Here is a 13956-nt window from a genome sequence, read left to right as displayed (position 1 = left end):
TCACTACGAAACGAGGTGGTAGCAATGACTACATCCCGTCTTTCAGGAAGCCTGCGTCTGGGACTTATCGGCGCCCTCCTCCTGTCAGGCTGTAGTGCGACCATCCCAGTAACAAACGACCCACGCAAAGCCCTCGACGAAAGCAGCGTCGCCATATCCATTGCAGGCGACTCAAGATACCTGCCGCATGCTGGAGGAGGCGTAGCATTCTACAACTCAGAAACCCAAAAATGGTCAAGAATCAAAAATGTTGGGGTCCGAAACTCGCCAATTGTATACAAAGATAAAAACCTGTATTTCACAGATACAAATTCACTATTCACTCTCTCCGATAAATTGCACACATACCCAAAGAAAACAAAAAATGATTACAGTGAAGATGTGTACGTTGCAGACGATAGCACTATTGTAGCTATAGATAATTACGGAGGGGATGGAAATGGTGATTACGTATTCCTTGTGACAATTGTAAAAGATGGTGAGGTGAGGGAAGAGAGAATTAAAAATAATTTACTCTTCACAGCTCAGTGCGCCGACGGCAGCATATGGGGCTACGACAAAATCAGCAATTACGAAGGAACAGATAACCAATACCTACACCCAAGGAACCCCACATACCTTACCCGTGTGTACCCGAACCCTTCAAATGAAAAAATGTTCTCGAAGAGTCTCGAAAGTAACACAATGGAAGGTTCCTACATTGTGTGTGCAGGAAATAGAATTGTGAAAATCCATGATACTTACCCGCAAAGCATTACCGACTACCAATATGCAGATTTAAAAGATATTGACGGATCCATGCTCGAAGTAATTAATGTGCAAACAGGCGAGCATACAGAACGCCAAATTACCGGTGAAGCGAGCAAACGTGTACATGGAAAAAATGTTCCTTCAGGTGCACCGTATGCAATACACGCATACGGGGACGACATCTGGTGGGTCCATCACGACGGGCGAATCATCTCAACCAATATTGATACCGCCCACAACACTGTACGATTCAGCCTCAAAATCCCAGAAGGAGTAAAGGAAGTCTCTACATATTACTGGACCGAGAAGAACCTCTACGCCATGTACGAGCTGCAAGGAGAAACCTATATTCAAGCCTATTCCGTTGAGTCCGGTGAACTCATCAAAACCCAGAAAATACCGCACTACAACGCTCTTCTGAACGGGCGCGAATACCCCTCATACTTCGTTATTACAAACGAAGAGAAATTCCTTAAAAACTAGCCCCTCGCGCTGAAATGCTGCATAGAGTGAGGCGGGCGGCCTCTCCCCAGTGGAGGCGCTGCCCGCCTCGTGCGTCCCGCCTTGTGCGGCCCCTGATCCGCTCCTCGTCTCACCCGAAGTCGTTCGTTGAATGAGAAGCAAGGAACCCCTACCCTGCGCCACCACCCCTAAAGTGATACGGTCAAATAATAACTAATGGCTTCACGTGCTGAAATGCACGCCCGACCCTGCCCGTAAGCATCGTCCGGACGCCCGCACCCAGCACGCCACAACTTCTATAACGAACACGGGTGAACAATGACTGAGAACGTACACAACGACTGGGACCTCCGAAGCGAAGAAGTGCAGAAAGACCAGGTAGCCGCCTACGACGCAATGCGCCGCCGCTGCCCCGTCGCCCACGACGAATTCATGGGCTACTCCGTCTTCAAAAACGCCGACGTACAGCACGTACTCGACCACCCCGAAATCTACTCTAACGTCGTCTCCACCCGCCACATCGCCGTCCCCAACGGCATGGACGCACCCGAACACACCACCTTCCGCGCCGTCAACGACAAGTACTTCACCCCCGAACGCCTCGAAAAGTTCGCACCCGTCATCCGCGATGCCGTGAAGGCCCTCATCGCAGAACTGCCCCGTGGCGAAGAAGTAGACGTTATGCAGGGCTTCGGCCAGGCATACGCAATGCGCGTGCAGAATGCCTTCATGGGCTGGCCCGCATGCCTCGAGCAGCCGCTCACCGAATGGATCGAAAAGAACCGCGTCGCCACCCTGCGCCGCGACCGCGAAGAAATCGCCAAGGTAGCCCTCGAATTCGACGGTTACATCCGCCAGCTGCTCGACGAACGCCGTGAGGACGCCGCCGCAGGCAACCCCAAGGATGTCACCGCCGAACTGCTCACCGACACCGTGCAGCTGCCCGGCGAAGAGCCCCGCACCATGACCGACGAAGAAATCGTCAGCCTCATCCGTAACTGGACCGTGGGCGAGCTGTCCACCGTCTCCGCAACCGTGGGTGTGTTCGTGAACTTCCTGGCACGCAACCGCGCCGAGCAGGACCGCCTGCGTGCCTCCCTCGCCGACGGCAACGCACTCGACGACCGTAGCGAAATCGCCCTCGCCGTCGAAGAAATCATGCGACTCGAAGACACCCTCGTCACTAACCGCCGCATCACCACGCAGGACACCGAACTCGGCGGCCGCACCCTGCCCGCTGGCTCCCGCGTGACCATCAACTGGGCAAGTGCCAACCGCGACGAGGACGCCTTCGAAGACGCCCTCACCTACAACCCGCACCGCGACCAGTCCCGCAACCTCGTGTACGGCGACGGCATCCACGTCTGCCCCGGCGCGCCCCTGGCGCGCCTGGAGCTGCGCATCCTGCTTGAGGAGCTGCTGCGCGGCACCGAGTCGATCGAGATCGCGGACGAGAGCGAGAAGCCCGCAACCGTGAACGCCGTGTACCCGGTCTCCGGTTACTCGGTCGTGCGCGCCATCTTCAACTAGGCACGCTCCAGTCGTATAAAGCGCGAGGCGCCGAACCCCGAGAATGGGGGTCGGCGCCTCGCGCTGTTAAGAGTAAATATGAGAGTGAATAGTAGGGGAGTGGTGGCAGGTATCAGCCGCCCACTATAGATAAAACGGAATATTCCCTAGAGGGCTATATTCTCTAGCGGCTATATAGCCTAGTGGGTTATCCAAAAAGCTGAATCTAGCGGCTGGAACTCGTCGCCGAAGGCTTCACCGAAGAACCCGCAGAACCGCTCGCAGACGCACGAGCCGAAGCACTCGCAGAAGCCGAAGCAGATGCCTCAGCGGCAGCCGATGCCGACTCCTCCGGGGACAGTGCCGTACCATCCGCATGAACGCCAGCCATCGCCGGAGTCACACCATTCACGAAGCTCAACTTCGCCTGCTTGAACTGGTACTCGGGGGAGCAAGTCAGCTTGTACTTCGAATTCGCCAGCTCGCGAATCGTCTTCACATAATTCTGAGTCTCCTCGTACGGGGGAACACCGCCGTACTTCTCCACAGAACCCGGACCCGCGTTATAACCGGCGAGAACCACATCCTGCAGCTCATCCTCATTGGAAGCGTACTTTGCCAAACGAGTACGCAACTCAGCCAGGTAGCGTGCCTGCGCCGCAATCGCATCGTGCGGGTTCAGAACATTACCGCCGTTGCCGAAGCTGTAGTGCCCGCCGCTCCACGCATCATCGGTGAACTGTGCAATACCCTTAGCGCCCTGGTGGGATACAACGCCCACACGCCAGTGGCTCTCAGTCTCAATCTGCGCCGCCAACACGCCGGGACGGAAACCCGCGACCTTAGAGCCCTCCTCAAAATCGGAGCGGAGAGCCGCCGGAGCATACGAAAGCTCCGTCATGCCGCAATAGTCGTCATAGGTGGCTGCCAGGCCGGCAACACCGCCACCCAAAAGAACCGCAGAGGCAATAATCTGCCAATGTGCAAGAGCCCCGGCAAGAATGCGTACCGGAAAAGGCTTACGCTGCCGAGGAGAAACTTGTTGATCCGCCGAAACGGAAATGTGGTTGGAGGCGCTCGTAGCATTACGCTCGGAAGGGGCGCCCGAAGTGCAATCTGCCATTCCTATAGACTAGCGCACCATGCCCGCTCCTGGCTAAGAAAAGTTCGCCCATGAGGCTAAAAGCATAGTTTGCCGGGGCTCCGGCTGGGTGTAGAAAGACCCCGCCCGGCGCATTCATTCACAGGATGCACCGGGCGGGGTCAACATCTCACGGGGCGCTAGAAGCGCCCAGCGTGAGTGTTTAGCGGGCAGCTACTATTAGCGATCAGTCACCACGATCTTACCGGCGGCACCGCGCTCCATCTCCGAGAAGGAGTGATTCACGAACGTGTACGTGCCAGACTCCAGGAACTGCATCTCCACGAAGCCACCCTGAGCAGGCGCCAGATCCAGTGCCTGGCTGTGGCCGTCACGGCTACCGAACGCATCCACACCGCGGCGCATCAGGTAGCCGCCCTCCTTGTAGACCGTATCGAACTGCGAACCGACCACGTGGAAGCTCGTGCCGTGGTTCGGGCCAGCAGCCATCACCCAAACACGAATACGCTCACCCTTCTTCACCTGCAGCGGCTTCGCCTTGTACTGGGTTGCGTGGCCGTTGAACATGGTCAGCGTGGGGGTGCCCGCCGCGATCAGCTCCGGCGAGTTCTCCGCCAGCTTGTTGCCGTCGGAGGCGGTCTTTCCGGTGTCGTGCAGGTACGCCTCGCCCTGAACCATCACGTACTCGTGATCGACCGGGTCAAGGCCGGCAGGGTCAATGATGACCGCACCGTACATACCCTGGGTCATGTGCAGGCTCAGCGGGGCGGTACCGCAGTGGTACAGCCAGATACCGGCGGCCTTCGCCTCAAAACGGTAGACGAGACGCTCACCGGGGGCGATGGTCTTCATCGTGTTATCGGGGGAGACCATGCCCGCGTGGAAGTCCAGCGAGTGGCCCATCGTGCCGTTATTGACGAGTGTAATTTCAAAAATGTCGCCGACCTTGCCACGCAGAATCGGTGCCATGTTCTGCCCGTTGAACGTCCACATGTGAACGGTCACGCCGGGCGCCACCTCGCGGTCAACTTCCTCAACTTCCAGGGTGACCTTGCGGACGGTCTTGCCGTTCACCCGCTCGGCGGTGTTCGGTGCCGGGATGTTCGGGTCGCGGTACTTGTAGCCGCTGCCGGGCGCTGCGGACATGTCAATCCTGCTGTTCGCAACGGTCATAAGGGTCGGCGTGCTACCCGATGCAGCATGGTTGTGGCCGCCCGCAGAACCGTGGTTGTGGCCACCCTGCGCCACCTGGTTTGCGGAGGCGCCGGTCGCCTTCACCTTGAACACCATGCCCAGGGAGCGGTGACCCGCCACGGAGCAGTAGCCTTCCTGGTCGGCGGTAATGACGCCGGCATCAACGGTTTTCGTTTCGCCGGGGTTGATAACGCCGGTGGTCGCGCCGTTGTCGAAGGTCAGGTCGTGGGTCATGCCCTGATCGTCGTTGGTAACTTCAACGACCAGGCGGTTACCGGCGGGCACCTCCACCTCGGCGGGGGTGAAACGGTAGTTGCTGGTCGCCTTCACCTGCACGGTGGTGGTCTGACCGGTCGCAGCCACGGAACCCGACGAAGAAACCGACGGCAGGTTCAACGCGGACGGGTTCACGGCGAAGCCCAGCAGGAATGCCATAGCAACCGCGAGTGCCGCCTGGAAGCTCTGCTTGGCGTGCGGGATGGGTGCGGGGGTCAGCGCCTCCTGGTCGAAGACGGGCTTCTCGCCGCGGGCGCGCGCCTCGAAGATTGCCTTGCGGGTGCTCACCGAAACCTTCACGCCACGCACCATCAGCGGAATGAACGCCGCCAACGCCAGCGCGCCCACAATAGCGACCGCCATCTTAATGGACTGACCCACCATGGAGCTGGGCAGCATGAAAATAATGAGCGCCAGGTTCACGGCGGTCACGCGACCGGCAGCAAAACGGCTGAACTCCTTATTGGAGGCGCGCACCACCGCCGGGCCGCCACCCATCAGCTGAGGCAGCAGGTAGCTCATCGCACCCAGCAGCACCTGCAGCAGGAAGCCCACCACGAAGATGGGGGTGACCGCACGAATATCCATGACGGCGAACGGGGTGGTTGCCACCATGTAGGCGGTGGTCGCCACGCCAACAATCAGCCAGAGGAAGCCCATACCGACGCTCATCGGCGGGTACTCGGTCGGGCGCTTGGTGCGCAGGGTACGCACCATCACCCAGGCGACAATGAGCAGAGCGAGCAGGTAGACGACCAGGCCGGCGGCAGCGAGCGGACGCATCCCAAATATTGCGCCGACAAGGGTTAACACCAAGCCGCCACACATCAGGTACAGGGCGCGCAGACTGTGGGTGAGCGCCTTATCAACCATCTTCGTGCGCAGCATGGTCGGCCAGAAGGTCACCAGCGTACCCACCACGGTAATACCGACGAAGCCGAGCACGTTCACGACCTCGTGCGCGAGCAGGAACTGCGAATGTAGGGTGCCCTTCAGGTTCGGGTAGGCAATCATCGCGCCAAACGCCGCACCGAGGGGCAGCATGAGCGCCGCCATAATGTAGAAGCGAATCGTCACACCGAACCGCGACGGCAGAGCCTGACGCACCTGCTTGAGCAGGTACAGGGCATGCCAAGCGACCATGGTGCCCACAATGAGCGCACCAACCACCGTGGCGGCGTAGAGGCCGGGCACGCTCAGCTGACCGATCATGCCGACCATGAGCACGAGAATACCGGCGTTCAGGATGAAGATACGGCGCACCTGAGTTCCGCGGTGTTCGTCAGGGATTTTGATCTTCATGAGCGCTTCGGTGAAGTGCTGCGACCAAATCAGAATCGAGTTCGTAATCAGGCCGAGGGTGACAATGTGCACCAGCAGCCAGCCGCTATTGGGAATGAACTTATGCAGCAGAAGCACGCCGATAAGCACAAACATCCAGTGCGAGACAGGCTTGGAGGCGCGACGATGCCACGTACCGCGACCGGATGCGCGGCGTGCAACCTCTTCGGGGGTGAGGTTCGCGCCGGGTGCATCAGCCGGACGCGCGCCAATGCTCAGTCCGGAGGAGCCGCCTCCGGAGACGCTTGCGGGCTTGCCGTTCGTGTTCTCGCCTTCGGGTGGGGTGCCGAGATGTTCACTCACGTGATCACTGCTTTCACTGCTGGTTGTTTGTGGACGTCGGTGTGCGGGGTGGCATCGCTTGCCCCTGCGTTGGGGTGGGCCCTGCGCTAGGATAGGCGGAGTGCCAACAAGCCCATTATATTGCCCCGGTAGTACCAATTTTGAAGACATTACGTGCATATGAAGGCGGCTCATATCGTGATAGTTGTGCTTGCGCGCTCGAGTGATTCTTACCCTGCGAATCTCCCCCTGTGAATCTTCTCCCCAATGCACCCTTCACAGATGGGCGCGATAAACTATTAGGATTCCAAAATCAGATGCCCGCCCACCCTACGCGCGCATCCGCCGGCACCAAGGTAAGGACAAGCACCTCGTGACAAGGACTGACTCCACCACCCCCATCTGGGGAAAAATCGCTATTGTGGCACTCATCCTCATGGTGGTGTGCGGTTACTTCTTTGAAATCCTTATTGCCCCCTTCGGCGGCCTGGACTTTTCCATCTACCGCATGGGTGCCATGACCATCTTCGACAATGAAGGGTTTACCAAGGATCTATACGCGCCAGTATTTATTGAAATTGGGGTGTTGAAGCTCCCCTTTACCTATCCACCGTTTGCGGCTCTCGTCTTCCTGCCCTTTGCGTTCCTGCCGCTTGAGGTAGGCAAAGCCATTATGGTGCTGGGAACCACGGCCGCCGCTTGGTGGCTTTCGGCCACTATCTATAACTATGCCCAGACTTCCGATCGTGCGTTACCCCTGCAGGGTCGCCTCGGCCGTACCGGAACTATCGCTGCCTTGACCATCGTGGTGATGCTGTGCGGCCCGTGGCGACGTACTTTTCACCTCATGCAGATTAATCCGCTCATTATGGCGCTGATTCTTGCCGATTTTGTGCGTCCGGCAACCCGCGTGCCGCGCGGTGTGCTCGTCGGTATTGCGGGTGGCTTAAAGCTTACTCCGCTGGTCTTCGGCCTTATCCTGCTGGTGCGCCGCGACTGGAAGGGCATCGCGGCTCTGGGCGCCACCTTCCTGGCCACAATTGCGGTCGGTTTTATCCTTTTGCCGAATGAGGCTCCCCAATTCTGGTTCTCAGCAATCTCTGACTCCTCCCGCGTGGGCGACATTAACTTTGTGGATAATATTTCCATTCAGGGTTGGCTCATGCACTTCGGTCTGAAGGGCACAGCCCTCAAGCTCGGCTTCTACGCCCTAGCCGCGCTCAGCATTGCCCTGGTTGCCGTGTTGCTCTACCAGCTTGAACGCCGCGGCAAAACCCTTGCACAGGTGGCCGTGACCGGCACTCTTATGGTGGCACTTTCGCCGATTAGCTGGTCGCACCACAATGTTCTTCTGCCGCTACTGCTGGCAGCCCTTATCCTGGATGCATTCCCCACCTTTATGGTGCATCTTCCCTCCGCGGCGAGAAAAATTGCCTGCCTGCTGGCGTGGGTAGCCGGGGTAGGCCTGTATATTTCGCCGCGTATTATTGGCGGTATCACCCAGCTAGATATGAATGGCTTGGAATTCCTATGGGCGCCCGGCGTAGCTATTGGTGGTTTTCCCTCCTTTGCCTTGTGGGCTACGGTCATGTTCTGGGCGGTAGCCTCGCTGAGCGCGCCGGTGCGTGGCGCGAAGGTTGAGCCCGTGCAGTACGGTTCCGTGCGTAGCGATGCGCCCCTGGGCTGGTGGGGTGCTCGCGCCCTGGTGACCGAGAGCGCCGCGTCTGTGCGTGCCGCTGCTTCTCGTGAGGCAACCGCGTGAGCCGCGAAAAGGAGCTAGAAAAGACCCCTGTGAAGAATACTGACAAGAACTCCGCTACGAACGCGGTGAAGACCGAGGCGGCCGCGCCTATAATCCCGTGGGCTTCGCCTGGCTCTACTACTGCACCGGTTGCGGAACCGGCTGTTGAGAGCGCTGTAGAAAGCGTGCCCCCCACCGCAGAGCCCGCTACTGAACCCGCGGCGGAAACTGTAGAACCCGCCAAGGAAACCGCCGCAGAGCCCGCACAACCTGCGCGTCGCGGCTTCTTTGACCGCATCCCCGGCATGCGTAGCGGCGCTCTCTGGGCGCACCTGCTGTTCATCCTGGTTGCCCTCTACGCCTTTGACTACGTGACGCACGCGGCGGCTGACGATATTTACGTGTACCGCCTGGGTGCTGTCTCCCTCGCGGATGGCCCGGACGGCTACCAGCTGTACACCTTCAGCACGCGCGGCCTGCCGTTCACGTACCCGCCGTTTGCGGCGCTGCTCTTCTACCCGCTCGCGTTCCTCACCGAACCGCAGAGCATGCTGCTGATTACCGCCATTATTTGCGCGCTCAGCTACTGGTGCGCGTACCTGCTGTACTCCTACGCGCGGAGCCGTTCGTGGCGTTTGCCGTTGCAGAAGCACCTGGGTCATTGGGGTATGGTGTCGCTGATTGCGGCGCTGATTTGGATGTGCGGCCCGTGGCGTTTGACCACACATTTTGGGCAGATTAATGCCATCATTTTGGCGCTGATTCTTGCCGATTTTATGCGCCCGGCAACCCGCGTTCCGCGCGGTGTGCTGCTGGGTATTGCGGCGGGTATTAAGCTGACCCCGCTCGCGTTCGGTCTGCTGCTGCTCATGCGTAAGGACTGGAAGGGCATTGCGACCCTGGGTGCGAGCTTCGCCGCGACCGTGGGTATCGGCTTCCTGGTGATTCGTGAGGAGTCGCTGACGTTCTGGTTCCACGCGTTGCGTGATACTTCGCGTGTGGGTTGGTTCAGCTACTTCGATAACGTGTCGATTATGGGTACGCTGACCCACGCGGGCCTGCAGCATCACCTGACGGCGACCGCCCTGTCCGTGGTGCAGGTGGCGTTGACCCTGCTGATTGTGCTGGTCACCGCGGTTCTGCTGGTTCCGCTGATTCGTGCCCGCGCGCTCATGGCGCAGCTGGCGCTGACCGCGTTCATGATGCTGCAGATTTCGCCGATTAGCTGGTCGCACCACAACACCTGGTACCCGCTGATGCTCGCCGCCGTGGTTATGGAGATCTTCCCGCTCATGTACCAGCGGGTCAGCTCCTTTGTTTTCACGCTGGCTGTTGTTTTGGCGACTGCGGCGCTGGTGGGCATGTACATTTCGCCGTTCTGGATTGTGCTGGCGTTCGCCCCGCACTTCAGCTCGGATCAGATTCTGATGGTGCCCGAAGGCTCCCTGGGCCTGATGGCGGGCACCATGCCGTACCAGTTGATGTACCTGTTTATTTTGGTGACGTTCTTCGTGTACCTGGCGAATCGTCAGTTGGTGGGACGTGCGGCACGTGCCGCAGGCGCCGAACTGGCGGAGGCGAAGTATTCCCGCTAAAGAAGCCCCCCGCTCACGGCGGTTGCTCGCTCAAGGTTGCTACCCGCTTGCGGTGGCTGCTCATTCATGGCGGCGGGCGCCTCCAGCAGGGGCGTAAGCCCGCCGGACAGCCTCAGAGCATAGTCTCCGGGCATAAAAATATTCCGGCATAAAAGTATCCCCCGCACCTCTTCGGATGCGGGGGATACTTCTATGCTCGGCCTGCTGACCTAGTCAGCCAAGCCGCTAGTTAGTGCCGATGCTCCAGGTAACGTTGGAGTCGGTACGAACCTGCAGGTAGCTCTTGTTGCTCTGAACCCACTGAATGCTGCTCTTCACCGGCGACAGGGTCGAGGAGAAGAACGGGTCGTTCTTAGTCGCGTTCAGAACGCTGAAGCCGCGGGTGGTCGGGCCGCTGGTCTGGAACTCCATGGTCGCCTCGGTGCCTTCGTAGGTGAAAGCGTAGTGGTTCATGGTGCTCTGGAACTTCTCACCCTTCTTGTAGTTGGGTGCGGAGTCTGCATCGTAGACGCGGATGGTCCATTCGCCCTTACCGGTCAGGTCCAGCTTGCGGGTGGGGGTGGAGTGGCCGCTCGCGTCGATCCATGCGGTGCCCTTGAGCTCCTTGCCGTCGCGGGTCGAGTCGATAACGCTCACACCTGCGCTGCTGTTGCCCTTCTCATCACGGCTGGAGATGAAGGCGTTAACCACACCGTCTGCGGGCTTGAACTCGTAGTAGAGCAGGCCTGCGGACACATCGCCCTTGATCTTCTCAATCTCGATGGTGTCCTTGTTGTCGGTGACGGTCTTCTTGTATTCCTTGAACTCACCCTCGGGCATCTTCGCTTCAGCAGCAGCGACCGGTGCTGCCGAAGAAGCCGAAGCCGCTGCCGCGCTCTCAGATGCGGGTGCTGCGGAAGAAGCCTCAGAGGATGCTGCCGCCGCGGAGGACGCCTCAGCGGAAGTAGCCGCCGCGCTCGCAGACTCGGAAGAACCGGAGGTGGGGGTCGAGCCGCCACGCGGAATCAGCATGACAATCGCCAGGATGAGAACAATCAGCAGAGCCAGCGCACCACCGATAACACCCCAAATCTTGGTGCCCGAGAACAGGCCCTTCTTCTCGGAGCCGTCCTCGCCCTGATCTGCGGGCTCGGTGACGTAGGGGTTGCTCAGCGCCACGGTTGCCTGGTCCTGATCGGACACCTGGCCCGCGTAGGGCTGCTGAGCGTTGTACGGCTGACCCTGGTAGGGGTTGTTCTGGTACTGACCGCCCTGGACGTTCTGACCGCCCTGCGCGTTCTGGTCGCTCTGGAAGCCCTGACCCTGGTACTGGCCACCCTGGAAGTTCTGGCCCTGGAAACCATCAGCCTGGTTCGGCTGGAAGCCGTTCGGTGCCTGACCCGCCGGAATGAACTGTGCGTTCTGGCCGCCCTGCACGTTCTGACCGGGCTGTTCAGAGAGGTTCACGGTACGCTCGGACAGGTTGACGGTGCGCTCGGTTTCCGGAGTGTGGAACTCAACGAGCGGGGAGCTCTCGATGGTGTGCGGAGCCCCTTCGGTGGAGGCGGGAACCTCAGCAACGGGGGCTTCAGCAACGGGAGCCTCAGCGACCGGTTCAGCAGCCGCCGGTGCCTCGGGAGCAACCTCGGCGACGGGCTCAACTGCGGGCTCAACGACAGCGGGCTCTGCAACTGCGGGCTCGGAAACTACCGGCTCAGCAACGGGAGCCTCAACAACGTGCTGCTCGGAAGCAGCCTGCTCAGCAACAACAGGCTCAGAAACAACAGGCTCGACAACCGGCGCTACGGGAGCTTCAACAGCCTCAGCGGCGGGCTCAGCAACTACAGGCTCTTCTGCGGAAGACTGGGACGCGAGAACCTGCTCGGGCAGAGTGGTGCCGGTCAGCGGAACCTGAGTCAGGTGACGCATCGGCTTGGGCTCGGAGGACTCCTCAGCGGACTCAGCTGCGGGTGCCTCTACTTGCTGCGCCTCAGCGTGGGATGCCTCAATGGGGGATGCCTCAGCCTGGGGTGCTGCCACCTCCGGGACCTCGACGATCTGCTCACCTTCGAGCTCAGCGGCGAGCTGCTCCAGGTCAACGTCCTCAACGGTCAGCGGTGCCGCAACCTCGGCGGGCTGCTCAGCCTCAACAGATTCAGCCGTGGGCGCCTCAACAACCTGCTCAGCAACCTGTTCAGCGGGAGCCACCTCAGCAGCGGGCTCCTCGGGAATCAGCGGCTCAATAGTGGCCTCTTCAACCTGAATGGGTTCAGGCTCGGGCTCTTCGACCCACAGCTGCCAACCTTCAGGAACGGGACCCCACGCGGGGTCAGGACGCCACGTAGGAGTGGGGGCCCATCCGGCAGGAGGAGCGGGCCAGTTGGGCGGCGGATTGAAGACGAGTGCCATAAGAAAGCAGCCTTTCTGGTGCTGAAAAAACACCCCGGAAGAGCGGTCATCAGCGACTATGTATATGAGCGTATTATCGCTACAAATTATGGCATAGGTTCAGAAAATGAACCCCGTGAATGGTGGGTTTTTGACCGTATTCACGGCTTTTTCAATGGTTTTGAAACATTCCGTATCAATCAGTACTTGAAGGTTTCCGCATGCCCGGTCACCACCGAACCCGCTGAGACTAGGAGTAAAGGCTGAGGCTAGGATTAAAGAATGAACACGACACCGCCCCCCGCACCCCCGCAGGTAGTCGCCGGAACCCCCGCGACTGCGACTGCGCCTGCCGGTCTTGCCTACCACCGTCTCTCCCACGCCGACCCGAAATCCCGCTGGTTCTCACCCCTGCTGGAAGGTCTGCTCGGCGTCGCCGTATTTATTGGCCTCAACCTGATGATTTCAGTTGCCCTGTTTATGGCAGTTAGGGGTTCGGGAGTTTCCCTCCAGGATGTAGCTACGAACCGCGCCGTCATTATGGAACACCCGGCGCTGTTCGCGCTGACCTTCCTCTCCCTCATCGCCATTGTGCCTTCGCTCTTTATTGCGCGCCTGGTTGTGGGCCCTAAGCCCTGGGGTCTGATTCATTCGGTGGCGGGCCGCCTGCGCCGCTCGCTGCTGCTTCCGTATCTGGGTTTGAGCTTTGCGGTTTACGGCATCTACTACGCCGTAGCGTTGGCGGTGAGCGGTGCGAGCCTGCCCGAATACCGCTATTTTCAACCTCCACAGGTTGAATTTTGGGTTTATGTGGCGATGATGCTGCTCCTCGTGCCCGTCCAGTGCTACGCCGAAGAGCTCGCCTACCGCGGGTTCATGATGCAGATGCTTGGCCGCTGGGTCCGCACCCCCTGGTTGCCGATTGTGCTACCCGCAGTGCTGTTCATGCTCTCCCACGCCTACGACCCCTGGGGTCAGAGCACGATTCTTGCGATGGGTATTTATGCTGGTTTCCTCTGCTGGTACACCGGCGGCCTGGAAGCCTCCATCAGCCTGCACGTGGCAAATAACGTGATCCTGATGCTGCTGTCCATGGTGGCTGGCATGGATCCCTTCGCCTCCGAGGGTGTGACCCCCGTGGATGCGCTACAGGGTATCGCACTGGAAGGCCTGTACGTGGTGCTCGCCTGCCTGATCTTCAACGCACGCGCTCGCCGTGGCGTGGTTTCACGTGAAACACAACCGATCAAGGTTGATAACTAAAGGGTGCGGTGGGCTGGGCTAGCTCGGCTACCCCAACCCGCCTGTCCCGCTCCATGCGAGCCTCACCAGGGCTC

The 13956-nt window shown here is 59.7% G+C and carries 8 protein-coding genes; 5 read left to right on the top strand and 3 right to left on the bottom strand.

Going from position 1 to position 13956, the window contains the following annotated elements:
* Positions 1 to 24 precede the first annotated feature (24 nt).
* Together ACP3RB_RS07705 and ACP3RB_RS07700 are read left to right on the top strand one after the other, a co-directional pair.
* Positions 25 to 1233 (top strand): hypothetical protein, encoded by a 1209-nt coding sequence (locus tag ACP3RB_RS07705; protein ID WP_426698963.1) that lies wholly within the window; start codon positions 25 to 27, stop codon positions 1231 to 1233.
* Positions 1234 to 1530: 297 nt separating this feature from the next.
* Entirely contained in the window at positions 1531 to 2742 is a 1212-nt protein-coding gene (locus ACP3RB_RS07700; RefSeq protein WP_049327433.1) for a cytochrome P450, read from the top strand.
* A 205-nt stretch (positions 2743 to 2947) separates the two neighbouring features.
* Here ACP3RB_RS07700 and ACP3RB_RS07695 read toward each other — a convergent pair whose 3' ends face one another.
* On the bottom strand, positions 2948 to 3844 hold the full coding sequence (locus ACP3RB_RS07695) for a lytic transglycosylase domain-containing protein (RefSeq protein ID WP_426698962.1): 897 nt from the start codon (positions 3842 to 3844) through the stop codon (positions 2948 to 2950).
* Positions 3845 to 4042: 198 nt separating this feature from the next.
* Positions 4043 to 6937, bottom strand: a complete 2895-nt coding sequence (locus tag ACP3RB_RS07690) for a multicopper oxidase domain-containing protein (protein ID WP_426698961.1) — start codon at positions 6935 to 6937, stop codon at positions 4043 to 4045.
* A gap of 352 nt (positions 6938 to 7289) precedes the next feature.
* Here ACP3RB_RS07690 and ACP3RB_RS07685 point away from each other — a divergent pair, with 352 nt between their 5' ends.
* Both ACP3RB_RS07685 and ACP3RB_RS07680 read left to right on the top strand, forming a co-directional pair.
* Positions 7290 to 8678, top strand: coding sequence for a glycosyltransferase 87 family protein (locus ACP3RB_RS07685; protein WP_426698960.1), 1389 nt, complete (start codon positions 7290 to 7292; stop codon positions 8676 to 8678).
* On the top strand, positions 8675 to 10252 hold the full coding sequence (locus ACP3RB_RS07680) for a glycosyltransferase 87 family protein (RefSeq protein ID WP_426698959.1): 1578 nt from the start codon (positions 8675 to 8677) through the stop codon (positions 10250 to 10252). Before ACP3RB_RS07685 ends, ACP3RB_RS07680 begins: the two co-directional genes overlap by 4 nt.
* A 225-nt stretch (positions 10253 to 10477) precedes the next feature.
* On the opposite strand, the gene ACP3RB_RS07675 is transcribed toward ACP3RB_RS07680, so the two are convergent.
* Positions 10478 to 12640, bottom strand: a complete 2163-nt coding sequence (locus ACP3RB_RS07675; protein ID WP_426698958.1) for a hypothetical protein — start codon at positions 12638 to 12640, stop codon at positions 10478 to 10480.
* 261 nt (positions 12641 to 12901) lie between these two features.
* Here ACP3RB_RS07675 and ACP3RB_RS07670 point away from each other — a divergent pair, with 261 nt between their 5' ends.
* A complete protein-coding gene (locus tag ACP3RB_RS07670; protein ID WP_426698957.1) occupies positions 12902 to 13882 on the top strand; it encodes a CPBP family intramembrane glutamic endopeptidase in 981 nt (326 codons plus the stop codon).
* Positions 13883 to 13956: the final 74 nt, after the last annotated feature.

Source organism: Rothia mucilaginosa (assembly GCF_049990865.1).
GTDB classification, from domain to species: Bacteria; Actinomycetota; Actinomycetes; order Actinomycetales; family Micrococcaceae; genus Rothia; species Rothia mucilaginosa_I.
Note: the sequence above shows the minus strand (reverse complement) of the source record. Positions and strands in the feature narration are given on the sequence as shown.